The organism is Paraburkholderia sp. RL17-337-BIB-A (genome assembly GCF_046025895.1).
GTDB lineage: Bacteria > Pseudomonadota > Gammaproteobacteria > Burkholderiales > Burkholderiaceae > Paraburkholderia > Paraburkholderia fungorum_C.
The window spans coordinates 1465434-1490712 of record NZ_JARESY010000002.1 but is presented as its reverse complement, the minus strand read 5'-3'; the positions used below and the strand labels follow the sequence as shown (position 1 = coordinate 1490712).

At 58.4% G+C, this 25279-nt stretch carries 18 protein-coding genes, 1 tRNA gene and 6 pseudogenes; 12 read left to right on the top strand and 13 right to left on the bottom strand.

The annotated features are described in order from the left end of the window. Positions 1 to 206: 206 nt before the first annotated feature. Entirely contained in the window at positions 207 to 1238 is a 1032-nt protein-coding gene (locus P0D84_RS27580) for an IS110 family RNA-guided transposase (protein ID WP_408346042.1), read from the bottom strand. 120 nt (positions 1239 to 1358) lie between these two features. Between P0D84_RS27580 and P0D84_RS27575 the strand changes: the two are divergent. The 3 genes and pseudogenes from P0D84_RS27575 to P0D84_RS27565 form a co-directional block, all read left to right on the top strand. Then, positions 1359 to 1700, top strand: a pseudogene (locus P0D84_RS27575) (transposase); the annotation flags it as partial. Positions 1701 to 2308: 608 nt separating this feature from the next. Beyond that, on the top strand, positions 2309 to 3781 hold the full coding sequence (gene ltrA, locus P0D84_RS27570) for a group II intron reverse transcriptase/maturase (protein ID WP_408341808.1): 1473 nt from the start codon (positions 2309 to 2311) through the stop codon (positions 3779 to 3781). 112 nt (positions 3782 to 3893) lie between these two features. After that, positions 3894 to 4316: pseudogene (locus P0D84_RS27565) on the top strand (transposase); the annotation flags it as partial. 895 nt (positions 4317 to 5211) lie between these two features. On the opposite strand, the gene P0D84_RS27560 reads toward P0D84_RS27565, so the two are convergent. Beyond that, the gene (locus P0D84_RS27560) at positions 5212 to 5628 is read right to left on the bottom strand and encodes a hypothetical protein (protein WP_408346362.1); all 417 of its coding nucleotides are present in this window, start codon (positions 5626 to 5628) and stop codon (positions 5212 to 5214) included. Between P0D84_RS27560 and P0D84_RS27555 the strand changes: the two are divergent. Together P0D84_RS27555 and P0D84_RS27550 are read left to right on the top strand one after the other, a co-directional pair. Continuing rightward, positions 5563 to 6294 (top strand): annotated as a pseudogene (locus tag P0D84_RS27555) (PadR family transcriptional regulator); the annotation flags it as partial. The gene P0D84_RS27560 and the pseudogene P0D84_RS27555 overlap by 66 nt on opposite strands. Positions 6295 to 6386: 92 nt before the next feature. Further along, complete coding sequence (locus P0D84_RS27550; RefSeq protein WP_408341806.1) at positions 6387 to 7214, top strand: siderophore-interacting protein; 828 nt, start codon at positions 6387 to 6389, stop codon at positions 7212 to 7214. A gap of 179 nt (positions 7215 to 7393) precedes the next feature. Here P0D84_RS27550 and P0D84_RS27545 read toward each other — a convergent pair whose 3' ends face one another. From P0D84_RS27545 to P0D84_RS27530, 4 genes are all read right to left on the bottom strand, one after another. Continuing rightward, positions 7394 to 7774 carry a response regulator gene (locus P0D84_RS27545; RefSeq protein ID WP_408341804.1) on the bottom strand — a complete coding sequence of 127 codons (381 nt, stop codon included), beginning with the start codon at positions 7772 to 7774 and terminating at the stop codon, positions 7394 to 7396. A gap of 658 nt (positions 7775 to 8432) precedes the next feature. Then, a complete protein-coding gene (locus tag P0D84_RS27540) occupies positions 8433 to 9173 on the bottom strand; it encodes a 3-ketoacyl-ACP reductase (protein WP_408341802.1) in 741 nt (246 codons plus the stop codon). Between the two features lie 119 nt (positions 9174 to 9292). Beyond that, positions 9293 to 9625 (bottom strand): hypothetical protein, encoded by a 333-nt coding sequence (locus P0D84_RS27535; protein WP_408341800.1) that lies wholly within the window; start codon positions 9623 to 9625, stop codon positions 9293 to 9295. Positions 9626 to 9841: 216 nt separating this feature from the next. Continuing rightward, positions 9842 to 10114 carry a helix-turn-helix domain-containing protein gene (locus tag P0D84_RS27530; RefSeq protein WP_408341798.1) on the bottom strand — a complete coding sequence of 91 codons (273 nt, stop codon included), beginning with the start codon at positions 10112 to 10114 and terminating at the stop codon, positions 9842 to 9844. Positions 10115 to 11349: 1235 nt separating this feature from the next. Here P0D84_RS27530 and P0D84_RS27525 point away from each other — a divergent pair. From P0D84_RS27525 to P0D84_RS27510, 4 genes are all read left to right on the top strand, one after another. Further along, positions 11350 to 11625, top strand: a complete 276-nt coding sequence (locus tag P0D84_RS27525; protein ID WP_408346039.1) for a GntR family transcriptional regulator — start codon at positions 11350 to 11352, stop codon at positions 11623 to 11625. Between the two features lie 185 nt (positions 11626 to 11810). Further along, positions 11811 to 11972: a hypothetical protein gene (locus P0D84_RS27520; protein ID WP_408341797.1), complete on the top strand. Its 162-nt coding sequence runs from the start codon at positions 11811 to 11813 to the stop codon at positions 11970 to 11972. Between the two features lie 218 nt (positions 11973 to 12190). Further along, the gene (locus P0D84_RS27515; protein ID WP_408341796.1) at positions 12191 to 12895 is read left to right on the top strand and encodes a phosphatase PAP2 family protein; all 705 of its coding nucleotides are present in this window, start codon (positions 12191 to 12193) and stop codon (positions 12893 to 12895) included. Positions 12896 to 13305: 410 nt separating this feature from the next. After that, positions 13306 to 14328: an IS110 family RNA-guided transposase gene (locus tag P0D84_RS27510; protein WP_408341795.1), complete on the top strand. Its 1023-nt coding sequence runs from the start codon at positions 13306 to 13308 to the stop codon at positions 14326 to 14328. Between the two features lie 432 nt (positions 14329 to 14760). Here the strand turns inward: P0D84_RS27510 and P0D84_RS27505 are convergent, their stop codons facing one another. The 3 genes and pseudogenes from P0D84_RS27505 to P0D84_RS27495 all read right to left on the bottom strand — a co-directional run. Further along, entirely contained in the window at positions 14761 to 16206 is a 1446-nt protein-coding gene (locus tag P0D84_RS27505; protein ID WP_408341794.1) for an IS1182 family transposase, read from the bottom strand. A 543-nt stretch (positions 16207 to 16749) separates the two neighbouring features. Continuing rightward, positions 16750 to 16825, bottom strand: a tRNA-Thr gene (locus P0D84_RS27500). Between the two features lie 137 nt (positions 16826 to 16962). Beyond that, positions 16963 to 17140, bottom strand: a pseudogene (locus tag P0D84_RS27495) (Tn3 family transposase); the annotation flags it as partial. Positions 17141 to 17335: 195 nt separating this feature from the next. Between P0D84_RS27495 and P0D84_RS27490 the strand changes: the two are divergent. Together P0D84_RS27490 and P0D84_RS49090 are read left to right on the top strand one after the other, a co-directional pair. Next, positions 17336 to 18051 (top strand): annotated as a pseudogene (locus tag P0D84_RS27490) (IS6 family transposase); the annotation flags it as partial. 125 nt (positions 18052 to 18176) lie between these two features. Next, positions 18177 to 18370 (top strand): annotated as a pseudogene (locus P0D84_RS49090) (IS6 family transposase); the annotation flags it as partial. Between the two features lie 223 nt (positions 18371 to 18593). Here the strand turns inward: P0D84_RS49090 and P0D84_RS27480 are convergent. Together P0D84_RS27480 and P0D84_RS27475 are read right to left on the bottom strand one after the other, a co-directional pair. After that, positions 18594 to 19916 (bottom strand): MFS transporter, encoded by a 1323-nt coding sequence (locus P0D84_RS27480; RefSeq protein ID WP_408341792.1) that lies wholly within the window; start codon positions 19914 to 19916, stop codon positions 18594 to 18596. A gap of 53 nt (positions 19917 to 19969) precedes the next feature. Further along, positions 19970 to 20875 (bottom strand): dihydrodipicolinate synthase family protein, encoded by a 906-nt coding sequence (locus P0D84_RS27475; RefSeq protein WP_408341791.1) that lies wholly within the window; start codon positions 20873 to 20875, stop codon positions 19970 to 19972. Between the two features lie 308 nt (positions 20876 to 21183). Between P0D84_RS27475 and P0D84_RS27470 the strand changes: the two genes are divergently transcribed. Then, positions 21184 to 22317, top strand: coding sequence for a LacI family DNA-binding transcriptional regulator (locus P0D84_RS27470; protein WP_408341790.1), 1134 nt, complete (start codon positions 21184 to 21186; stop codon positions 22315 to 22317). Between the two features lie 47 nt (positions 22318 to 22364). On the opposite strand, the gene P0D84_RS27465 is transcribed toward P0D84_RS27470, so the two are convergent. Further along, positions 22365 to 22814, bottom strand: a complete 450-nt coding sequence (locus tag P0D84_RS27465; RefSeq protein ID WP_408341789.1) for a reverse transcriptase domain-containing protein — start codon at positions 22812 to 22814, stop codon at positions 22365 to 22367. 512 nt (positions 22815 to 23326) lie between these two features. Continuing rightward, complete coding sequence (ltrA, locus tag P0D84_RS27460) at positions 23327 to 24637, bottom strand: group II intron reverse transcriptase/maturase (protein WP_408340808.1); 1311 nt, start codon at positions 24635 to 24637, stop codon at positions 23327 to 23329. Positions 24638 to 25279 lie beyond the last annotated feature (642 nt).

Genomic DNA, 25279 nt, shown 5'->3' with positions numbered 1-25279 from the left:
GGTTGCGGTTTTATATCCGGCCTGTTGTCGAGGCCTATACCTCTTGGCCCTGATGGAATCCGCTGACCCGCGCCTCATTTGGTTCATGGACTCGAAGTCCTCTGCTGCATGCAGGCTTGGCGTGTCACGGTCTGACCTGTTTGCCATCATTCGTTGTCGTACCTTGCGCAACCGTTGATAGAGATACGTACTTAATCCCGGTTTATCTAGGCGACTGCGGGCTTACCGACAAAATCCCGTTGATACCTTCGGTCATGGGCTAGCAATGCCCAGATCGTACGGGCCATCTTGTTGGCCAGCGCAACAACCGCGACATTCTGTGGTCGACGTTGCGCCAGTTTCACTGCCCAGACCGGCGGCTCCTTGCTATGCGTGAGTACCGATCGCGCGCCGTGGATCAGCAACGTTCGCAAATAAGTGTCGCCGTGCTTGCTGATGCCTAGCAGTCGTAGCCGGCCGCCCGTTCCACTTTGCCGGGGCACAAGACCCAGCCATGCCGCCAGTTCACGGCCGGATTTGAACGCCCTGGGATCACCTATCGATGCGATAGCCGCAGTCGCCGTGAGCAACCCGACGCCGGGTATCTCGGCGATGCGGCGGCTTGCTGGGTCATTTCGATGCCATATCTGAAGTCGCCGTTCAATCTCGTTGACCTGGTCATCAAGCGCTCCGATGCGTGCCCACTGCTCGCGTAAAGTGTCCATTAGCACAGCCGGAAGTCGGCCAGCGATCCGCTCGAAGGCGGCAACCAGACCCGTTGCCAGAGCAGCTCTGCCGAGCGGCATGACTTCGCCGTATTCAGTAAGCAAGCCTCGAAGCGCATTTATCTGGGCGGTACGGAACTTGACCAGTTGCTGGCGCATGCGGTGGAGTGCCAACACTGCTTGCTGAGCTTCACTTTTTACCGCGACGGTCCTGGCACCAGGCTGCTGTACTGCCGTCCAGATCGCTCTGGCGTCCTGGACGTCACTCTTGTTGCTGCCGCAAAACGGTTTAACCCAGCAGGCGGGCATCAATCTGACTTCGTGACCGAGAGCTGTAAGTTGCCTCGCCCAGTGGTGTGAACCTCCGCAAGCTTCCATACCGATCAGACACGGGGATCGATTGGTGAAGTATTCCAGAAATTTATCGCGCTTAAGCTGCCGGCTCACGACCTCTCCGGTCGCGGGCTCGACCCAGTGCAATTGAAAGACACGCTTCGCGATGTCAACACCGACAACAGTTTTGCTGGAAATCATCACAATTCTCCAGTTGTCCACGATGAACCATTCATCTTCCGCTTTTAGCTGGGAAGCGTCGTGCGCTTGCGACGACCTTCGTTAGTGGGCTGCCGCCAGGGCGGAGGCATCCATACCATTTGGTTTGGCTTGTCAGACCCGGCGATGGAAGAGGCACTCTATGACGTGCCGCTGTACCGCGACTTTGCAGGGCTGGACGGCGGCATGACGCGTTTGCCCGACGAGAGCACGATCCTGAGGTTTCGTCACCTGCTCGAAGCACATGATCTGGCGGTACAGATGTTTGCGCTGGTCAATGAGATTCTGATCAGCAAGGGATTGATGCTCAAAGCGGGATCAGTCGTCGACGCTACCCTGATATCGGCGCCCACATCGACGAAGAATGCCTCGGGTGAGCGAGACCCGGAAATGCACCAGACACAGAAAGGCCGTAGCTGGTACTTCGGGATGAAAACGCATGTGCGACCTGCAAGTCGCTTGAATTTCTGTTCGACTCAACGTGATCCGTTGTGATCGAACCGGCTGTTCCATCAGCCGTTTCCTACCCAGACATGCGGAGCCGGTAACGGCTCGGTGTGAAGCTCCGGGGACAATGTAACCACCGATCTGTATCGGTACGTGGACCCGTGAGGGAAAGCGGAATCTGCCAGCACAAGTGCGGTGAGGGACTAGGAACGAGCGGTAACGACCAACATACGTGAACCTCTATTAAACGTCGTCATCATTGACAAGCCAAATGTGCTGACAGGCTTGAGCCAAAATGGCGCGCGGCAAGGTCTGGCCTCTGTGTGCTGGGTCAGCATGGACATTGCGCCGCCGGCGGATAGGAGGGGTCCGTCCCGCTCTGAAATTCATGCGGAACAGGATAAGCCCGTAGTGCTGCCGGCAACGGCAGGCGAACCGCAAGGAACGCTGTTGGCACTGCGGGTAAGGGATTGCGGAAAAAGCGAACGCCTTCCTGTAATGGGGAGGATACCGACTGCTGCATGGTCGGACGCGAAAGCGGGCAGACTTCCGCGTGGTCATTCATGGCGAGAGAACTTGATTAATCGTTATACGAGGGAAGGCAGATGACGGCAATCGGTGGCGCTGCACAAGCAGAGGCGATCGATGCTGGTGCGTCCTCGCGCCCCGCTGAGATGTGGCTTCAGGCTGATTGGCCTCGCATCACAGATGAGGTGAAACGACTCCAGGCGCGTATCGCCCAGGCAACCAAGGAAGGCAGATGGGGCAAAGTAAGTGCCCTGCAGCGTCTGCTGACCCGCTCGCATAGCGGCAAAATGCTAGCCGTGAAACGAGTGACAGAGAATCGCGGCAAGAGAACGCCGGGCGTTGACGGCAAGACTTGGCCAACTCCGGCGGCCAAATGGAAAGGGGTGGAGGCGATGCAACACCGCAGTTACCGAGCGTTGCCGCTTCGACGTATCTACATCCCCAAGAGCAACGGCAAGAAGCGTCCGCTAGGAATTCCCCGCATGCTATGCAGATCAATGCAGGCGCTATGGAAGCTCGCGTTAGAGCCCATTGCGGAAAGCCTGGCGGATCCAAACTCGTACGGGTTTCGCCCCAAACGTTCGACTGCCGACGCCATTGAATGTTGTTTCACCACGCTGGCTAAGCGCAAGTCACCAGAGTGGGTTTTAGAGGGAGACATCCGTGGCTGTTTCGATAATTTTAGCCATGACTGGATCCTCAAACATATACCGATGGATAAGGTTATCCTGCGGCGATGGCTTAAGGCCGGATTTATCGATAAAGGAACCTTGTTTGCGACCGATGCGGGAACTCCGCAAGGGGGCATCATCTCGCCCGTCATCGCAAACATGACGTTGGACGGACTCGAAGCAGCAGTAGATGCCAGCGTGGGGCCGACGCAACGCGCACGCAGAAGGTTCAAAGTCAACGTCAACAGGTATGCGGACGACTTCGTTGTGACCGGAGTCTCGAAAGAAATTCTGGAGCAGAACGTACTCCCTGCGGTCAGGCAATTCCTGGCTGTTCGGGGGCTGGAACTCTCAGATGAGAAAACCAGCGTTACTCACATTGCCGATGGGTTCGATTTCCTCGGGCAGAATGTCCGCAAGTACGCGGATAAGCTGCTTATCAAACCAGCCAGCAAGAGTGTGAAGGCACTTCTGGAAAAGGTTAGGGAGATCGTGAGGCAGCACAGGAGCGCTACACAGACGAATCTGATTCTACAACTCAACCCTGTGATTCGGGGTTGGGCCATGTATCACCGTCATGTGGTTTCCAAGTCTCATTTTACGTCGGTAGACGCTCACATCTGGCAGCTCTTATGGAAATGGGCTATGCGTCGGCATCCCACGAAAGGCACGGGTTGGGTGAAGCAAAAATACTTCCACGTAGAGGGACATCGTACTTGGGCGTTTACCGCGCGAACCAAAGATCGCGGGGTCATCCGACTGTTTCGAGCTACGATGATTCCAATTGTTCGGCACGTGAAGATACGTGGTCAGGCAAATCCCTTTGACCCTGCGTGGTCGTCTTACTTTGCCCGTCGTCGAACCGCGACCGCTGGTTGATTGCCCGGTCCCATCCGATGGGGCTGCCGAGTGGCTTGAGCCGGATGCGGGGCGACTCGCACGTCCGGTTCTTAGGGGGCGGTGGCGCAGCAATGCGCTACCGCTACCCGACATCGGCGTGGACGCGGAATCGGGGCTGGTTCACACGGTTATCGGCACAGCGGCCAACACGGCCGACATCAATCAGGCCCAGTCGCTGCTGCACGGCGAAGAAACGGATGTGTACGCAGATGCCGGCTATCAGGGTATTCACAAGCGATGCGAGGAGGGCTCGGCGCGCTGGCATGTCGCGATGAGGCCATCCAGGCGAAAACAACTGAATCTGAAAGACCGTCTGGACGCGATATTCGATCGGATTGAGCGTCTTAAAGCCGGAATCCGGGCCAAGGTCGAGCATCCATTCCGCGTGCTGAAGCAGCAGTTTGGTTATACAAAGACCCGATACCGGGGCCTGGCGAAAAACACTGCCCAGATCACGACGCTGTTCGCGCTGGGTAACCTGTGGATGGCGCGTAGGCAATTGCTCAAAGCATGAAACGGGGAAGGTGTCGGCACCCTGCGCTCAGCCAAACGCGAATCACAAAGCCGAATCAGAACCCTGTGATCAAGGTGCCAGCAGGTTTGCAGTGTGAAGCAGCATGCGCTGCAAACAATCAATGCACAGAAAACGGGTTGTGCAGACCTTCCTTAGCTGTTTTCGCTAGTTTAGCTGTACAGCTAAAACAACCGCCGGCGGTCCGAATGCCGATAGCCCGTAGTGCTGACATTGAATTTCGTAAGGTGTCGGAGCCCCGATGACGGGGTTGTTAGCCTTGCGTTTGCCAAGAGAAATCGAAGAAGACGGCAGCCAAGAAAGCCTTTCTGCAAATGCTCCTTGTCACGCTTACTCCCGATATCGTTAATTCATACCAACGAGGATCGCGCTCATGCATCCGACGCCTCGGGACCACCGACGAACGTCACGAGGATCGGCTTCGCTCGGACTTACGTTGATCAAGTTGAGAGCGGAAACGTCGCGGTGACGTTGGGTGGACTGGCCGCGCCCGCTCGCGCGGTTCAGGTCGAGGCTCGGCAGCTTTTGACGTAGGCGGTTGCGTCGTGGGCCGGGAAAGGTTATGTCCGAGGACAGTTGGCACGAAGGTTGTTGTCATGCCATGAAGAGGTTCCAGAGCGCACAAAAATTGCTGCGCCACAATTAATTTATCAACTGCCGCGGACTTTGTTGCCTCTGAACGCCGTTTTCTTGAATGCCGCAGACTTTGTTGCGCGCCGATAGATGCAAAGAAGAAGTTTGACAAACTATCTTTAGATATATATCTTAAGACACATCTTAAGACACAAACGGGAGTGCCAAGATGCGTCATCACCATCGTTTTTCCCGTTCGCGCGGTGCGGACGACAGTTTATTCACTGGGCATAACCGCTCGTCCCTACATGCGCTTTGGCATGCGTTCGCCCGACAATACGAGCCCCATGGCGAGCGCCGCGCTGAGGCACGTGGCGAAGGCTTCGACCGCCTCCGTGGCGGGCGCGGCGAGTGGCACGAGCTTCACGGCGATGTGCGTGGCCGTAGCGGCCGGCACGCGTTCCACGACGACGAGCCTGGCCGCGGCGGCCGGCACGCGTTCCACGGCGACGAGTCTGGCCGTGGCGGCCGACACGAGTTCCACGACGACGAGCGCGGTCGCCGCGGCCGACAAGAGGCCCACGACAACGAGCGTGGCCGCCGCAGCCAACAAGAATTTCACAACGACGAACGCGGCCACGGCCGCCCTGACGACCACCGCAGTGAACGCGACGACCGCGGCGGCTTCGACCACGGCCATCGCTTCGGCCGCCACAGCCACGCCCGCGTCTCATTTCACGCACTGTGGCACGCAATCGGCCGCCATCACGAGCATCGTGGCGGCGGTCGCGGCGGGCGTTTCGGCGGTGGCCCGGGCGGCTTCGGTGGCGACGGCGACGGTTTTCCGCGCGGCCGCAAATTCAGCTCCGACGACCTGCAACTGCTGCTGCTCTCGATGATCGACGCACAGCCGAGCCACGGTTACGAGTTGATCAAGGCACTGGAAACGCGCTCGAACGGTTTCTACAGTCCGAGCCCCGGCATGGTCTATCCGGCGCTCACGTATCTGGAAGAACTCGGCTATGTGACGGTGCAACTCGAAGGCAACCGCAAGCGTTACGAACTGTCGGAAACGGGCCGCGAGTATCTGGCGACCAACCGCGATCGCGTCGAATTGATGCTCGCCAAACTGACGCATATCGCCCGCAAGATGGATTCCGTGCGCCGCGCGTTTGCCGGTGAAGAACCGGCCGATATCAGCGAAGGCGGCTGGCTGCCCGAACTGAACGAAGCACGCCGCGCACTGAAGCATGCGCTTGTGCGCCGTGACAACGCACCGGCTGCCGAACAGCGCCGCATCGCCGCGATCCTGATGCGCGCGGCAAATGAGATCGAAGGCGAAGACACTCCCGGCAGCGACGCAGGCGGCAGCGAACCGGCTGCTTGAGTTCGCGCTACCTGACATTCGCGCGAACACTCACGCGTGAAGTTGCCGATCAACACCTTCACGCCAACCAAACCAACAGGAGCAGCACCCTTATGCTGACACATGACAACCGAGCCGATCTGGCAGTCCATCGCGTGCGGCACCCGCTGAAATTCCGTCTGTTGCAGGTCAAAGCGGTGCACGCGCTAACTCCGCATCTGATTCGCGTCACCTTGACGGGCGAGGATCTGCGCGATTTCGTCTCCGCTTCGTTCGATGACCACATCAAAGTGTTCTTCCCCGAACCTGGCGCCGACAAACCCGCGCTGCCGGAAGCCGGCCCTGACGGCCCGGTGTTCCCCGCCGGCCAGCCGCGGCCGATCGCACGCGATTTCACGCCGCGCCGCTTCGACGCCGAGGCGCGCGAACTGGACATCGAGTTCGCCATGCACGAGGCCGGCCCGGCTGCAACGTGGGCGGCGCAAGCCAAAGTGGGCCAGTATCTCGGCATTGGCGGCCCGCGCGGCTCGCTGGTGATACCAACCGGCTTCGACTGGCATCTGTTGATCGGCGACGACACCGCGCTGCCGGCCATTGCTCGCCGCCTCGAAGAGTTGCCTGCCGGCACGCGCGTCGCGGCGGTGATCGAAGTGGCCGATCCGTCGGCACAGATCGAATTTGCGACGCGGGCAGAACTGCATATCATCTGGCGCCATCGCAGCGAGTCGGGCTATCGCGGCGAGGCCTTGCTGCAAGCGGTCCGCGAAATGTACTTGCCCGAACACGGCGAAGGCTACGTGTGGGCCGCCGGCGAATCCGCGACGATGCGCGCGGTGCGCTACCACCTGTGCGCGGAACGGGGCGTCGACAAGTCACGTATTCGCGCGGCGAGCTACTGGAAACAGGGGGCCGAAGCGGTACATGAATCGCTCGATGACTGAGGTACGTGCGTGCGCGCAATGAAGGTTGGGCAAGCTATCCGGACAGTTCCGCCTGAAAATACAGAAAGACGTCATATGGATTCCTTATCATATCGATATCCCGAAAAATAGCTGGCCGGCTACCATGCGGCGGCGAGGAATTCGTCGTCCTGTTCGTGGACTGGGGATATGACTGGAGGCTAGGCTGCCAGAAGACAGCTCGCACTGCAGCTGCGCCGCGCGTCTTCGAGAACCCGCATGAGCGTTTCCATAGAGAACGGCTTCTGCAGGCAAACATCGAAGAGCCGGGCAAACTCTTCGTTGCTATAGCTGTCACCTGTCATGGAGGCAACAAAGGGCCGGGGGAAGACCGCCCTGTCCCGCAGCGACAGCGCGACGGCACTGCCTTTGATGCCGGGGAGGTCTTCGTCCAGCAAAACGAGGTCGAAAGCGCCGGCATGGAGCAGCTCCAGCGCAGTCTCCCCATCAGGCGCCATAACGGCGCGGTGACCAATGCAGTCCAGCAGGAAAGCCAGACTGTCCGCGACGACCTCACTATCGTCGACGACGAGCACATTCATTCAATATCCTTTATTACGGGAAGTTCGCGGCGCTGCCAAGAATGCTTCTTATGTAATACGATATTATTAAATGGCGTTGCCTATACGTCAGTTTACATATTAATACCTAAGTATAATCTGGAAACCGTTCGGCAAGAATTTAAATACAACCTCCCTCGTGCGTCGAAAATCCTATAAACGAGGAAATCACACTGAACTTCGACGCCGCTGCGTCACACAGGTCCAGGCAAACGGAACGCGCGCTCAACGTGCCCGCAGCGACGCGCCTGCGATTATCATGCCGTCGACAATGCGCTGGGCAGCGCCATAGCCGCGCATCAGTGTTTCGGCTTCGGTAGCGAACGGACAGCCATTGTCGCGACCGAAGCGCAACGGCTGTATCGTTGGAGGACCTGTGCCCTGGAAAATGTGGACAATGGCAACGTATCCGACTGGCCCTGAAAGACCTCTTGCTCGAGGAATTCCGTCGACGGACTCCACCTCGACCTCAATGGTGAAATCTCTGTAACCGTATGTCCGCTGCATGTCGAGACCGCCCTCGATTGCGCCTTCGTGAAACGTCTTCGCTCTCACCCATCATGCAGATACTCTGGCGCCTCGTTGTGGGCGCCAGAGCCACGAGAGTGCATGGCCGCGCTTACGCTGTCCGGCTCGATACCTAACCCATGTGCAAACCACCATTCAGCGAAAAGTCTGCCCCGGTGGCGAAGCCCGCTTCGTCGCTGGCAAGCCAGGAGACAATGGAGGCAATTTCGTTCGCTTCTCCGAGCCGGCGTACCGGAATGCTCTGCACGATTGCATCCAGTACCTCAGGGCGTACAGACCGAACCATATCGGTCCCAATGTAACCGGGCGATACCGTATTCACGGTGATGCCCTTGGTTGCCACTTCCTGGGCAAGCGACATCGTAAAGCCGTGAATGCCTGCCTTGGCAGTCGAGTAATTGGTCTGGCCGAACTGTCCCTTCTGTCCGTTTACCGACGAGATACTGATTATCCGGCCCCACTCCTTGCTGACCATCTCTTCGATGACCTGTTTGGTCACGTTGAACAGGCTCGTCAGATTCGTATCAATGACATCGTTCCAGCTCTCAAGCGACATTTTCCGGAACACGCCGTCCCGCGTAATGCCGGCATTGTTCACCAGCACGTCAATCTCACCGACCTCCTTCTTTACCTTCGCAAAAGCGGCTTCGGTCGATTCCCAGTCGCCGACGTTGCCCTCCGAGGCGATAAAGGAGAACCCAAACTCAGCCTGCTCGGCCAGCCATCGTTCCCGTCGCGGCGAGTTGGGTCCACATCCGGCAACGACGGTCAGGCCGTCCTTGTAAAGCCGCTGGCATATCGCTGTTCCAATTCCACCCATTCCACCGGTTACGTAAGCGATTCGCTTTGACATGTTCTATCTCTGGTTCTTGCTACGGTTAAAGGACCAACGTACTTTTGCCTGGAAGCTACCCCGCGTTTCCGCTGTGCGCGCCGGACCAGCCTTCTTTCCGCCGCACCGTCCGGTGGCGTTCAGGCAACTTCGGTCATTGCACCCGCCCGACTCATCCGTGACCGGGTAAATTGCTGCTTTGGGGCGATGGACTTCCAGGCAGACACCGGTTTGGGCAGCACGCCGGGTGTCTGCTCTGGCTGGCAACCATGCTCGATAAAGTCGTGAAGCACCTTGACTGCCTCCGGCTTGCAGCGCTGCTCCAGTCTCCCGAGAAGTGCATACGCAAATCCCTTCAGGTCCTCGCGGCCGTGACATGCCTCGAACTGAAGAAGGGTTTCCCTGACCGCCGCGTGAATACTGTGCTCGTACAGCACGCTCGCGATATGCGAAGCGCCTCGCGCCAACTCCATCTCGCAACCATTGAAGCGCCGGACGTCATCAGTCGACCGTTTACGTTTAGCTCCCTTCACATCGATACCCCGTTTTCCGGCAAGCGGCCTCCGCGTCGATTTATAAACGCCGGCTGGCGCGTCGCCGCGCGCCAGTTCGACTGAGTTGGCAACAGAAGGATGAACACGGACACACGGCACGCTGCCTCCAATTCCGCCATCTCCACGAAATGCAGCCTAGGCGACCTGAGCGTGCCCGGTGCAAAGCCAGTGAAGGTCGAGATTGAGGACGGCGGCCAGACGCATACAGGCGTTCAATGGCGGCACGGTGATTCCGCGTCGCCAATATTGCACCTCGTATTCACTCACGCCCAGCCACCTCGCTGCGCGCGCCGAACTGATGCCGGCCCGTTTGAATGCCCGGTCGAGGCGGGCGGCCAAGGCCCGCCTGAGGCGGTCGTCCTCAATGCTACGCTCGAGGTGACCGATATTCGTGGTAGGTCGATTCATCTTGTTTAACGTCTCTCAGATTTTATTTTTATGCGTTTCAGCGCCAACGCATTCGCGGCGTCGAATGAAGCTACGTGTTCGCCATGACAACTTTGTGACTCCGTGTTGGCCCGCTCGTCACTCGACCCCGAACTTTCTCGACCGTTGTATGCACAACTATTTATCTTCATGCATATCGACGTCAAGTGAAAAATAAGTATGAGAAAAGATTTGCGCTACATCAAGCTCGCTCTCCGCTTCTTTGCAGTCGAGAAATGTGCAGAACGCACAGACAATTTCAATTAATCCGTAATGCCAATGATTAACGACCGACCGTTCTTTTTTGCCAGAAACTTCAGAAGGGACGTCACTGACAGGGCTCGTCGATGTCGGGCTGCTGACCGGACGGTCGACAATAGGGAACCGCGAACACCGGAAGTGCCGACCTGGACCCCGAATTGCCGGGAGGCGTCGCCGCGCGGCTACCGGCGGAAATACGTGGCATTGACTGAGCAAATCCAGCTTGTGCCGCTGCCGGAGCAGGTGCAGCTTGATGTCCCTGCGAAGTTCCATCCCTTGGACAGCCAATTAACCCTGTCCTGCTCCGCAGCGGCGGTTGCAGAACGGCAAGCGTCCTGCTGATCGTGGCCATTCCTCGAGTAGGACCTCATGGAATTGGCGGCTATCGCAGCCACGCTAAAAAGCGATGAAGGCAATTGCGGGTACTGAATTCATTCTGCGTCTCCTTTGCGTGAGCGGGCTGCGCCCTGCGTGCAGGCAGAGACGCGCGCTCAAGAATGCCGATTCAGTGAGCGCGCATTCCGTTGGCCTCGATCCTTGAAGTTATTGATCTCTGTACTGGCGATGACTACTGTGGTAACAACTGGCCACTGCCGACCTCTATCCCACCCCCGTCGGCGTGTCCCGCCCCTGAAGCGGCTGCTTCGAACAATAGGTGAGGTTCGCCGTGAACATCAATGAACGTTGTTACCTACCTACTTCGGCATTGCTCCGGCCCATCCGGCCGTGAAGGTTCGCTGTTTGAGGGCAGGACGGGCCGCGCATCTCGGGCTGGGCGGGTTCCACGTCCAGATGTGCACGCCTGAGGTTCTCAACGGCAGTGTGGCCCTCAGTGTCTCTCGACTGTTAGCACGTCGGTGAACTCTTCTTGCGCCGTTTTAGCCTAAGGGGAAGGCCGTAGCCCGGGGGACCCACACAACGGGCATTTGGACGCAAATTTTCAGCAGGCTGTTACCGTGCGCCGATGGTTACCTGACATAACTTCCGGATCTCGCCCTCTGTATCTGAAGCTCGTCCAGGAGCTTGAGACGGCGATTCATACCGGTGTTTTTGAGGCGGGGACGCAGCTACCGCCGCAGCGGCTACTGGCCGATCAGTTGGGAATCCACTTAAATACTGTAAATCGTGCCTACGTCGAGATTCGTCGGCGCGGCTTAACCGAAAGCAGAACGCGACGCGGGACTATCGTGCTCCCGCCCCATAGAAAAACAAAGAGCTCACATGCGCCCTGAGATAAGGAGGGAGCGGCTGAGTCTCGCGCCTTTCGCTTTTTCGTTCGTACGTTCGAACGAGCATTCAGGAACGGAAAGGGAATCGCGAACAATGGAACGGCCAGGTGACCGGAGCGGCGGTCGTTCGATCGAGCAACTGCTGAGACAGGCTGAGGCACTAAAGGCGAGTCAAGAGGACTCTAACAATGAAGCGTGATATAGACCACCTGATCCGTGAGCTGATGCTCAACTCGAGCCAGACCGACTCGGCTCCGCCGGTGGCTCGCGAGCAGGACCGGCGGTGCGCTCCCGATGATTTCCTGGGGGTGGCAGGAGCTGGAGAGAGCCATGGCGAGGCCGGCAAGTGAAAGCGGGGTTCCCAACGATGTCGCGGAGCAAAGCATTACGCTCCTGAAGCAAAGTTCGCGGGTCGTTGTGACAATCTTATGGACGGGTGTACGCTCCCAGACATATTAACGAATTTGCGAAGTGCAAGCATACCGTTCAGCTCGCGCTCCGTTGCAACTGGCCGCCCCCACCAATAGGTACGCGATTCGTAAACCAACATGTCCCGCCAAGGCCAATCATGAACAGCTTCGACTCGACAATCCTGGCTATCGTGACACAGGATGCGATGCGCTCGGAGACTTTCAGCCACGCAGTCAGGGGCGTTGCGGCCTTCTACCTGTTCAAGGGCGTTCTGCCACTAGCCATGCTGTGTGCCATCTGGTTCGACACAAGGGAGCGTCGGCAGTGGCAACGGGAAATGGTTGTTGCCACCATCGTGGGCGGTTTGCTGGCGCTTTTCATTGGCAGAGTTCTCGCTTACTGTTTGCCCTTCCGCCAGCGACCGCTCTACGACCAAAGCCTGCACCTGACGTTTCCGATAGCGGCCACTCCGGAAGCGCTTCTTCGAACCTGGAGTTCGTTTCCTAGCGACCATGCCATGATGTGGGCGGCCGTCGCGATGGGTATTTTTCTCGTCTCCAGATGGATGGGCGTGCTCGCGCTGCTGCAATGCGTTTTTCTGATCTGTATTCCGCGCGTTTATCTAGGCTTGCATTATCCGAGCGACGTTCTGGCAGGAATCATCCTTGGCGTTGGCGTTACCTGCGTTGTAACGCGAAAACCGATCATGGAGCGATTTGCGCCAGCCATCGTGCGACTCATCGACAGGTATCCAAGCGTTTCGTATGCCTGCTTGTTTGTCATGTTATTTGAACTTGCGACTATGTTCGATGAGCCACGGCAGCTTGCGCAATCTATCTTTCGACATGTTCTACACGGTTAATGCGCGACGTCCGTTTTCACTTCGCCTGGCGGACTTCCCTCACCCGATTACCGCGTTCGCCGAGCCAGACCCGGCACACCAGAATGAGGCCGATAAGATATTTCGAAAGCGGCCTTCCTGGCCGGTTTTAGGCTTTAGCGATGGACCACCATTGTTGTGTCATTGTTTGTTCGAAAGTTCCCCTTGCGAAACGGGCTGAATGCGAATGGCTCGTATGGCCGATGCTGATGACTTGACGGGCAGCACGCGTGCACGAATAACTGGGCTGCTGTGGGTCCAGATGGAATGGACACCGTCCTCCCTTCGGGGACGCAGGGTCCAGCAGGAACGCGGAGGCCCTCCAGAACCGAACGGCATCAATGTGCCAGAGTGGAGTTTCGACACGTCCACTTGAGGAACGGAGGGCTCAAATGAATGCTACGACATACGGACTGGATGTTGCAAAGCAGATTTTCCAGATGTACTGGGTCGACGCGCAAACCGGTGAGATTGCCAATCGGCGCTTTCGACGCGACGAGCTGATCGCGTTTCTGGCGAAGCGGCCTGCGGGTCGTGTGGCGCTTGAAGCATGCGGCAGCGCGCACTGGTGGGCCCGCAAGATCAAGGCGCTCGGGCACGAGGTGGTGCTGTTGCATGCGAAGTTCATCCGACCGTTTGTCCAGACGAACAAGACCGACGCGGCGGATGCGCGGGCAATCTGGACGGCTGTACAGCAGCCGGGGATGCGAACGGTAGCGGCAAAGACGGAAGACCAGCAGGCGATGCTCGGCCTTCACCGGATGCGCTCGCTGCTGATCAAGTTCCGCACCATGCAGGTGAACCAGTTACGAGGCCTCCTCTACGAGTTCGGTGTGTCATTCCGGGCCGGACGCGTGGCCGGCCTCACCGAGATGCGGGCCCGCATGGCAGAGCTCGAGGATGCGCTGCCGGGAACCATGTTCAGCAGTCTGCGCGACCAGTTGAGACGCATCGACGGGATCGAGCAGGATATCGACCACCTTGAGAAGCAGATAAGTGGCTGGCACAAGCAGGAAGCTGCATGCCGGGCAATCGCGGAAGTGCCAGGCATCGGCAGGCTTACCGCGACTGCGCTGGTCGCTACGATTGGGGATGCAAAAACGTTCAGGTCCGGGCGCGAGTTTGCCTCGTTCCTCGGGCTGGTGCCCAGGCAAAGCGGCACCGGCGGCAAGATCCGGCTGGGATCGATCTCCCGGCGAGGTGATCCGTATCTGCGCACGCTGTTGATCCACGGCGCGCGCTCGGTGATGTGTCACGCCAAAGTGCCGACTACATGGCAGAAGGCGATCCAGGAGCGACGACCAGCGAATGTTGCGGCGGTGGCCCTCGCCAACAAGATGGCACGCACCGCATGGGCCATTCTGGCCCACGGCAAGACGTACGAGAAGAATCACGTCAGCGTGAAACCCGCTTAGCAGATGAGCAACGAAAGACGAGGTGAAGGCCGATAGGTTGCTGAGGTTGATTAACATGTGATGGCGAAACAGGTCGGACCGCAGGAACATAAACCTGAACACAGCCTTGCGCTTAAAAGTGCGTGGCCCAGATGAGGATGTTCCCGGCGAATTCCATCAGGGCCCGCGGGCTTCGGCTTGCACTACAGGCCGGATATAAGACCGCAGCCGATACCTCGTTTTAACATCACATCAAGATCAACCTGGCAAACCGGACGGTGTCCATATAAGGTTGTGTGGAAACGTCCACAGAATCGCAGTGCGACGCGCGACTCTGACACCGCCTGGCGTGTTTAACTGCCGCTTCGACCGATGCGGCGACAACGAACCATTGACCGGCTTTAATGCCTTATAAACGGCTATTCTGGGTTTGTGTTAGGACCTACGGGGTGCTCACGCACCCACCAGCCGCATCGCTTTCATTGTTTTCTTGAACCCCAGGATTCGCAGCACTCGCATGAGATTGTAGGCAAGTACGTTAAGACTCATTTCGGTCCCCACGTTGGGCAGCCTCCGTGTCAGGAAATGCGTGTAGCCCATCCAATGCTTGAACGTCCCAAAGACATGTTCGACGGTCCGTCTGCGTATCGTCATTGCGTCTGGTGTCCTGTCGAGCCGACGCTGGACCGCTTCCAGAACGGACTCATGTTCCCATCGACTTATTCGTCGCTGGACGCTCGGCGTGCACTGTGACTTTATTGCACATTGCGAACAGGCACTGCTCCAGTAACGGCGCAGCTGCAGCCCATGTTCCTCGCTGGTGTAGCGGTATATTGCGCGTTCGCCGGCGGGACACTGGTATTCGTCGTCCCGGGCAATGTAGATGAAGTCTGCTTTGTCGAACCGCCCATTGAATTTCGCGCCTGACGTCGTTGGCTTCGGCAGGATGACGGCAATGCCGGCATCTGCGCATGCCTTGATCTGAGGTCCACTGTAGTAGCCACGATCAGCGACTGCCCGAAGTTTGGGCCTATTCATAGCATCGCGGGCAGCTTGAGCCATGGGACTTAGCTGTGCCCGGTCACTGCCAGAGTTTGTGACCTCGTGAGCAACGATGAGGTGGTGTTTGGCGTCTACTGCCACCTGTACGTTGTAGCCCACCATTCCCGAGCCTTTGCCGCTCGTTGCCATGGAACGCGCGTCGGGATCAGTCATCGAGAGTTGGCCATCAGGCTGCGTCTTGAGTTGCTCCTTGATCTGCTCAAGGTTTCGCATCTGCTCGCGCAAGCGCGCGATCTTGTCCTGCAATCGGATCGTCTTTGCTTCCAGCTCAGCGGGCTGCGTACGATCGGCAGTCTCCAGCGCGTTCAGATACCGCTGGATGCTCTCCTCGATCTGCTTCTGCCGCTTGTCGACCTTACCCTCAGTGAAGTTGCGGTCGCGAGTGTTGACCGCCTTGAACTTGCTGCCGTCAATGGCAACGAGCGCTTGCGAGAACAGTTTCAGATCACGACATAAGACGACGAAGCGGCGACATACGTTGCGGATGCCAGTGCCGTTGTCACGACGGAAGTCAGCTATGGTCTTGAAGTCCGGCGCCAAACGGCCGGTGAGCCACATCAATTCAACATTGCGTTGGCATTCACGTTCCAGGCGGCGGCTCGACTGAATCCGATTCAGGTAGCCGTAGATATAGATCTTCAACAGAACGCCAGGATGATAGGACGGTCGACCTGTAGTCGACGGCATCGCTCCATCGAAGCCCAGTGATCCAAGGTCAAGCTCTTCAACGAACGCCTCGATGATCCTGATCGGATTGTCCTCGGCGACGAAGTCATCGAGGCACTCTGGAAGCAGCGTCACCTGCTTGCGATCTTCACCTTCTATGAATCGCTTCATCCGGTCACCCAAGCTGAATGAGTTAATCCAGTTTAGGCGATCATGGCGTTTTCACACACCCTCGGTCGATTACAGCCAAGCCAAGTGTGTCGGCAAGGGCGCCTTGAAGACGGTTTGAAGATGGTGTTGAGGCGCGTCCGCGACGAAATCGCGGCCGGCATGACATCGCACCGGCTACGATTTTCCTATGCGACAACATCCGATCAGTCACCCTGGGCCACCATCGAGGTGTAGGCCGTAGGACGACAGTGGAGACGTAAGCCAACGGTCGACGCCGCGGGTGCACGAATCTCGCGTCATGTTCGAAAGTCACTTTGCCTATTTTCGTACGGCCTCATGGCGGCCATACGTAACCGGTCGTTTTCGTATACGAGCCTAGCGCGTGCCTACTCGCAAAATCTGGCCCGTAACGGCCGATGTACACGGAAAGTGATGGTTTCCACGCGCGACGTTGCCAGTCAGATTGCCACGGGTTGAAGGGTATGATTTCAAATCGCAACCTTGCCGTCAAATACCTTGTGGGTCGGGAGTGATTGATTCGATTGGTGCCGGAAAAAGGAATCGAACCTCTGACCTTCGCATTACGAATGCGCTGCTCTACCGTCTGAGCTATTCCGGCATCAGGAGAAACGTGGAGATTGTAAGGGACGCTGTCGGGGACATCTGTGCCGCCCCCAACATAACCGCTGGGTTTTTTCCAACTACGGGAAAATCCGCAGTAAGGGGGACGTCTCAGAATTCGTAAAAAATCGTACGCTAAGGGTTGGCCAGAGGTCGTAGCGGCCTGAAGTTGCCTGTGCCGACCTTGGCGCTGTTACGCCACAGATAATCGCCGGTCAGGTTGATGTGCTTCCAGCCCAACGGGTGATAGGTATTGCAGTAGCGTGTCGTCCACCAAGTGTCCGTGGCCGCGCAAGGCGCCATGGTCAGCGCGCGATCGCTCATCCGCGCTTGACATGACATCTGTACTCAGTTGGCCAACGACGGTCGTTCACGACGGAAGCATGCGTTGAGTTGACTGTTCAGCATCATCCGCTTCGCGTTCTGCTCTGCGGCACTCTTCTTGGTTTTGTCGCGTTAAGGCGGGAGAAGTAGTATTCGAGGCTGACAAATATGCTTTGGCTGGCCGATGAAGAAGACCGAAACACCGCGAAAGACGCTTGCCGCGGGCATCGCCCTCGTGCTAAAGCGCCTTCACTATCCGCTCGATGTGATGTTGCTGTGCGTGCGGTGGTACGTCGCCTACTCACTGAGTTTGCGTAATCTCGAAGAAATGATGACCGAGCGCAGTATTGAGGTTGATCATTCCACGGTGCATCGTTGGGTGATCAAGTTGGTGCCGCTGTTCGAGCAGACGTTCCGTAAGTACAAGCAGCCGGTAGACAAGAGCTGGCGAATGGACGAAACGTATATCAAATCAAAGGCCAGTGGAAGTACCTCTACCGGGCGGTGGACAAGGCGGGCAAAACCATTGATTTCCTGTTCAGAGCCAAGCGCGACAAGGTGGCAGCGCGGCGCTTCTTTGAAAAGTCGATCGCTCAGAACGGTGTACCCGAGACGATAACCATCGACAAAAGCGGCTCTAATCTGGCTGCGCTGCACGCGGTGAACGCCGAGCGGGAGACGCCCATCACGATCCGTCAAGTCAAGTACCTGGATAACGTGGTCGAGCAAGACCATCTGGCCATCAAAAGCATCACCCGACCGATGCTGGGCTTCAAGGATTTTCGTTGCGCCCGCATCATCCTGTCCGGCATCGAAGTCATGCATATGATCAGGAAGGGGCAAATGAAAACCGAGGATGGAACCTATTCGTCCGCCGCCGAGCAGTTTTATTCGATAGTTATGTTAGCAATCCTTGTCATTTCGGGTCTGCTCATCAAGATGGCCTTATCGCGACAGAACCCGCCTTTACGCCGGCTGCCATCAGGTCCGTAAGCAGGTATCGTCCTGACTGATTCTGGAGTAACGAGCAGGACCATCGCAATGTCAAGTCCAGAGCGAACGCGATGCTCGGTTTCAAACTTTTCAGGAACGCCGCAATCACCCTTGCGAGTATTGAATTGATGCACCGCATTCGCAAGGGCAATTTGACCTGAACCGCTTGCGCCTCAAAGATACCATTACACGCGCCGTCTGGAATGCGGTCCTCGTTGCTCAATGAGATTTCCTGATCTGCTGGCATGATCTCGCCGAGGCTATCTATTTGCACTAGAGCCCGCGTGAGCGCGCTCGGCGATCTAGCCCGGCGTCAGAATGTGATCCGCCAACAAGGCATCGAAACGGAGACTGGCGGCCTCTTCAACCGCGGCCAACATGGGGCGCGCAAGCATGACGCGATATTTCATCAAATGCTCCGAGTGGGGGATGAGTCGAATGTCAGGTGATCAGGTGGTTTGCAGGGTGGCAATCGCATCTTTCTCGACGACGGTGATCGGACCGCGCACCAAAAAGAGATAGGAACACGCCGCGAGCAGGCACAACCCCGCGCCCACGAAGAGCGCCGGCACGAAGGAGCCAGTCTGTTGCACGATCAGCCCGGTGACGATCGGCGCCAAGGCGCCGCCCACATAACCGCCAAAATTCTGCAACGCGCCCAGCGAGCCGGTGCAAATCGCGGGGCTCAGCACGCTGATCGCAGACCAGGCGATGGTGGACGCGGCCGTGCCGCAAAACATGGCCCCGGACACGGCGGCAATGGCGACCGTGTTGCTGGGGACGAGCGCGGCAACCACAACGAGAGCGGTTTCAAGAAGCAGGAACGCACACGCTGGCACCTTGCGGCTATTCGTCAGGCTCATGCCGCGTTTGGCAAGAAGGTCGACCAGGTATCCCGCGCTCAACGCGCCTGCAACGGCGAAGGTATAGGGAATGGCCGCGGCCCAGCCCACGCGCGCGATGCTCATGTGCCGCTCCATTTGCAGATAGCCAGGTAACCAGCTGTTGAACAGCCAATTCACATAGGTCATGCCGAAAAAGCCGACGATGAGGCCGACCGTCGTGGGCGATTTGAAGAGACCGCGCCATTGCTTGCCGCTGATAGGCGCGACGGCGCGTTGGCTGCGCGTGGTCACCTCCCCGCTTTGCCGATACGCATGCTCACGGTCGCTCAACGGCACTTGCGCCGGATCCTTGTAGAAAACGCCCCATAGGAGCGCCACTAGCAACCCGAGCACACCCATGATGATGAACATGTCACGCCAGCCAAAGTTCAACATCAGTGCCGTCAGCAACGGCGCGGCCAATCCCGTGCCCAGATAGGACGCACACATGAAGACCCCGGTCGCGCCACCACGATGTCGCGCCGCGAACCAGTCCCGTACGACGCGTGCCGCCGTGGGAAACTGCGGCGCCTCGCCGACACCCAGTATTACTCGGGCAATGGCAAATTGCAGCGTGCCATTGACAAATCCACACATCCCTTGCGCACTCGACCAGATCACGAGGCCACAAGTCAGCAACCAGCGTGGACCAAACCGGTCGATCAGGACACCCACCGGCAATTGGGACAGCGCATAAGCCCAGAGAAACGCGGACAGCAGAAAGCCCATCTCGGAAATCGACAAGCCCAAATCATGTCTAATCAGAGGATTCGCGAGCGCGAGCGCGGCGCGATCGATGGTGCTGATGGCACCGCTGATCAGCAGCATCGTCAACGCGCCGCGCTGGATCGCTTTAACTCTCGGGGAAGGTTCAATCGGCTCGATCATGACGTCTCCAAATATTTGCTTTTTTATATGACGGCCCATTCGCTCCAACACGCCTAGCGGTACTGCTGCAAGCGTGCTGAGAGTCGCGACGTCAGAAAATCAATCTCTCCCATATCCGTCACACTGAGCTTCGGTCCCGGCATTCTCATCGTCGCGTGTTTGATCGCGCCACGCCGGCGCATGATTTCCTTGCGGGCACTGACTCCCCAGAATCCCATCGCTTCATAGCGAAGCAAGGGCAAATAGATGTCGAAGAGATCGTTGGCGGCGTTGATATCGCCCTGGCAGACGAGGCGATACACCTGGGACAGCATTTCCGGATGCGAGAATCCGGCCATCGGACCATCCGCGCCGCGCTGCAATTCCAGCGGAAGATACATCGCGTTGTTGCCAGTCAAGATGGCCACGCGGCGTCCCGCCGTATCACGCAAACGTGTGATCTTGTTCAAGCAAGGCAGATCCTCCTCCTTAACCATCTGGATCTGCGGAAAGGCCTCGACGAGGGACTGGATCGCCGGAACCGACATCGATACCTGCGTCGCGAACGGGAAGTCCTGCAGCACCACGGGCACGTCCGGCATGTCCCGGAAAACGTGAGCGAAATAGTCAAACAGCGCTTCGTCGGTCTTGATGCCGGTTGGCGGTGCGATCATCACGCCCGCCGCCCCTTTGTCCATGACAACTGCAGCCAGGCGCGTTTGCTGGGCCAGGCTGGCATTGCTCACGCCCACGATCACGGGACGCCCTTTCGCCTGCCCGATATAACGCGCGGCCACGGCTTCGGCTTCGTCAGGCGTCAATTTGTTGGCCTCGCCACTCACGCCCAGAACCGTGAAGCCGTCCGCACCGTGACCAACGTAAAAATCGACCAAGGTGTCGATGCTTGTGAGATCAACAGCTCCCCGCTCGTCGAACGGCGTCTGTGCAACGATAAACACCCCTTTGCTATTGGATAACACGGCTTACTCCTGGCTCGATGGACCTGCATGTGCAGGGTGTGGGCGCAAATCCGTCTCAGGGGACACATTTGCTATGTTTGACTGCTGAAATGGTTGCGCAACCATTTCAGCAGTCAAACACGTGCCTGTCGATGAGGGTGAACCCTTAATATCGCCTCATGCCGCGTCTTCACCGCCGATACAGCGTCACCGCCGACGCCTTCCCCTTTGGCGGTTGTACGCGCCGTGCGTAGGTGGCACTGCGATAAAATGCTCTTCTCACGTCGCGGCGGGCAGTCGGCGGGGCCCGCTCCACTACGAAGACCACCATGCCATTCAAGAAGACCGAGGCCAGTCCCATTGCGAATCCCGGCGCGCTTCCCGGCCCGCTTTCCAGCTCGCTTCCCAACGCAGCCGCCTCGAAGGCGCGTGCCGAGCCCGAATCCCTTGCGGCATCGCATACGTCGAAAGCGCCGGCCAAGACGTTGATCGATGTGGCGCGCGTGGCCGGTGTGGCACCCATCACCGTGTCACGCGTGATGACCAACCCCGACAAGGTCAAGGCCTCCACCTTGCAGAAAGTGCGTCGCGCGATCGAGGAGACGGGATACGTGCCCAATTTTCTCGCGGGGGCGCTGTCATCCAATCGGAGCAAATTGATCGCCGTGATCTTGCCCACGATCGTCAACTCCATTTATGCCGAATACGTGCAAGCGGTGACCACCCGCATGACGAAGGCTGGCTATCAGGTTCTGTTGGGTATCTCGAACTACGACGAGGACGAAGAGGCGCACTTGATCGCGACTATTCTGAGCCGTCGACCTGAAGGCATGATCCTGATCGGCACGCAGCACAGCGAATCCGCCATGCGCCTGTTGCGTCGCGCCGATATCCCGATTGTGGAAACATGGGACTTGATTGCCGACCCGATCGATCTCCTGGTGGGGTTCTCGCATCGCCGCGTGGGGGTCGCGATCGGGGAGCATTTGCTCGCCAAGGGTTATCGTCGCTTCGGCCTTCTGTGGCTCGACGATGCACGAGGCAAGCAGCGGCGCGAAGGACTCGAGAGTGCCTTGGCGGCCGAGGGGATCGAGAACCCCGCGACCTGCACGGTGGCAGCACCGGCCACGTTGAAATTGGGTCGTGAAGGACTGAGCCGATTGTTGGCACAGGATGCGGACATCGATGTGATCGTGTGCAGTTCCGACGAGCTGGCGCTCGGTGTCATGGCTGAGGCGGCGAACCGGGGTCTGCTGATCCCACACGATCTGGCCTTGATGGGCTTCGGTGACCTGAGTGCCGCGGAGCAAACCTTCCCCTCGTTGTCCACGGTCAGGATCAACGGCAGCCGGATCGGAACGGTGGCGTCCGAGAAGCTGCTTGCGCGCCTGCGCAATACGCCGGATACCCACGAGAAAATCACCGATACAGGTTTCACCATCATTGACCGCGACAGTGGTTGATGGGACATCGGACGGCTCTGCAAACTTGTCGAAACGGCGTCGCGAAATCAGCGCGTAAGCGACAGCATCAATCCGGTGTGTGGAATACTTCCGAAGTAGTCCGCAAGGTCGGCATCAACAACGTCCGTTTGCCCTCGATGCAGCCGTTCCTCCACCTCGATCACCGCTTGCTGGGCGTTTCGCCCTGGGCGGTAAGCGTATTGCTCTGGCGGTAGGTCTGCTTCGAAGATCGGTTCGAGCACCAGCATCGCTGCTGTCATGCACACCCGATCTCGCAAGGTCAAGATGCCCAGTGGCCTCAGCTTGCCATTGGCCTTCGGGATAAACACTCTTCCGATAGGGTCCGGCCGGTAACGCTCCTGCCTGAGCGCAAGCGCCAGTTCACCGAGCCACCTCTGCACCGCGTACGCTTCGACCGCCGAGAAGTCCTGCAGATCGACACCCGGCGCGCCTGTTCGAGCGACACTGGGCGGACGCGTGCGCCAGCACGTCTTCACGATAGATCTTGTCGTACAGAGCGTAAAAGCGGTATCCGGCTTCTGCCTTCGCTTTCGCGTGTAACGCCATCTGCAGCTTCTGAACACGAATCGGAGTTGATAGGTTGCCCAATCTCCACGTCCTCACTACGTATTGCGTCTGTCTTGAACTGAGGCCCCTTCTCCACCAGCATTACCCGGCTTCAGCGGTACTGCGGGCCTCTCCGTCATCCCAAGACGCCCGGCCTGTCCCTCGCGGGCGTCCGGTTGGTCATCCCTGACCACGCCAGGGGACTTCCCGTGTTGCGTACGCTTTCCTTGCGTATATGCTGTCGCCACTACCCCGGCGCAGCGACTGGGCGTCCAGCCTGTTCATTTCGCCCAGTCGTATCAGCCTTCCCCGATAGGGTTGTCGGGTCGGCCTGCGCATCGACCTTTTCGAGGTTTGCTCGGCGGTTGCGGTAGGAACGGCGGTTGCCCGCCGCCCCCCGCGCAGATCCGTACGTGCCCAATTAAGGCATACGGCTCCTGCCTTAGGTCATGACGCGAAGACGCTCCAGCGGATGATTGTGGACAAGGCGCAACGGGGGCAGAAAGCGCTCAATGAGCGGCGCGAAGCGCGGCCAGGGCATGCGAGGCCGCTGGCTGCGTCGTCGCAGGGCACACAACCAGGCCCGTTCCACCTCGGCGCGAAATCCGTTGAGGCGGTAGATATTGCCAGGCACCGCAAAGTAGTTGTAGTACCCGCGCAAGACCTGTCCGAGCCAACGCCCCACAACAGCTATCGGCTCATGCCGACGACGCAGGAGGGTTTCCCGTATCGCCTTCAGGGTACCGCGCATGCGCTTCTTGACCGTCAGACGCAGGATGTCGAAGGCACCCCGCCTGCTGCGAGTGCAGCAGTGGGTAAAGCCAAGAAAGTCAAACGTCCCTGGCTTGCCAAGGTGACGCACGCGCCGACGCTCCGCAGCATATCGACCGAACTCAATCAGGCGCGTTTTCTCAGCATTGAGAGCCAGCCCAAATTTGCCCAGTCGCTCTTCTACCGCAGCCAGGAACCGTCTGGCCTCGTGTTCGTGCTGGAAACCTAGCACGGTATCGTCGGCGTACCGCACGACGATGACGCGGCCATTCGCTTCCTTTTTCCGCCAGCGATGCGCCCAGAGATCGAGAACATAGTGAAGGTACACATTCGCGAGCATTGGGGACAGCACAGACCCTTGCGGGCAGCCCCGTTGGCTCACGATCCTACGGCCGTCCTCGACCACCCCTGCCTTCAGCCCCTTGTGGATAAGCCGCAGTAGCCGCTTGTCCGCAATCCGGTGTTCCAGAAACTTGACCATCCATTCGTGCGAGATTTCATCAAAGAACCCCCGAATGTCCAGGTCGAGAATCCAGTTCACCTTTTGCGTCTTGATTCCAATGTAGAGCGCGTCCAACGCATCGTGCTGGCCGCGCCCGACACGGAACCCATATGAGAATCCAAGGAAGTCCGCTTCATAGATCGCACCTAGTACGGTCGAAACCGCCTGTTGCACGATCTTGTCCTCCAGGGAAGCAATCCCCAGTGGCCGCTGTCTGCCATCTGCTTTGGGGATGTATACCCGCCGCGATGGCTGTGCACGATACGTACCGGTATGAATCTCCCGATGCAGCTCGTGCACCCGCGTATAGAGAACTCCCTCGTATTCCCGCCACGTCACTCCGTCCACACCCACCGCTGCGTTCTGGCGCAAAGCGTAGAAGCTCTCCACCAGCAGCGACGGCGTGATGTGGTGCATCAATGCCGTGAACCTCGTCCGCCGATCCCGGCGGGCGACTTCGCGTACACCTTCAAGTCCCATCGACGCGCCGGCCCGGCTCTGTGTCCGGGGCGCGGGAGGCTTTCCAGTGTTCCCCTTGGCTGCGTCCCTTCCCTCCATCGCCTCCGCAGGGGGAACCCCTTTGTTCGACGACTTCTCAGGTACTACTGACGCATCCGACTTCTCATCGACGTAGACGGCGGGCGTACGGCTTGTGGCCTTCCCCGCCCCATCCGGGCAAACGGCCCCGAATGCCGATGAGATCTCCCAGTTCCTGTGCAGGAAGCTTCCCGACATGCGCAGGGTCTCCGACCGCGCGGGATCGTCACATGACTCGCATCTAACGCCATGTTCCGTGTTGCCTTCCGAGAAGTGAAACTCCGTCGGCATCCCGAATTCCTGATTACGCGGCTCAATGGCTGGCCTGCCGGTTTCCCCTGTCAACGCTTCGATGGATGCCTCACGACAGCCACCGCATGACTCGGGGTCAGCGTGGTTTGCTAGACCTTCGCTGCATCGAACTTTCATCGACTACCTCCTGCCAGTTTGTACTGGCGCACTTCACTCGCGTTACGGCCTGCACACTCGCGCTGTCACCAATTCGTGACACGCATCACCGAAGGCTTCAGCCATTTCGTTGCCTCCATAGCTGCTCCGGTTGCTTCCGGCTGGAGCATTTGCCGG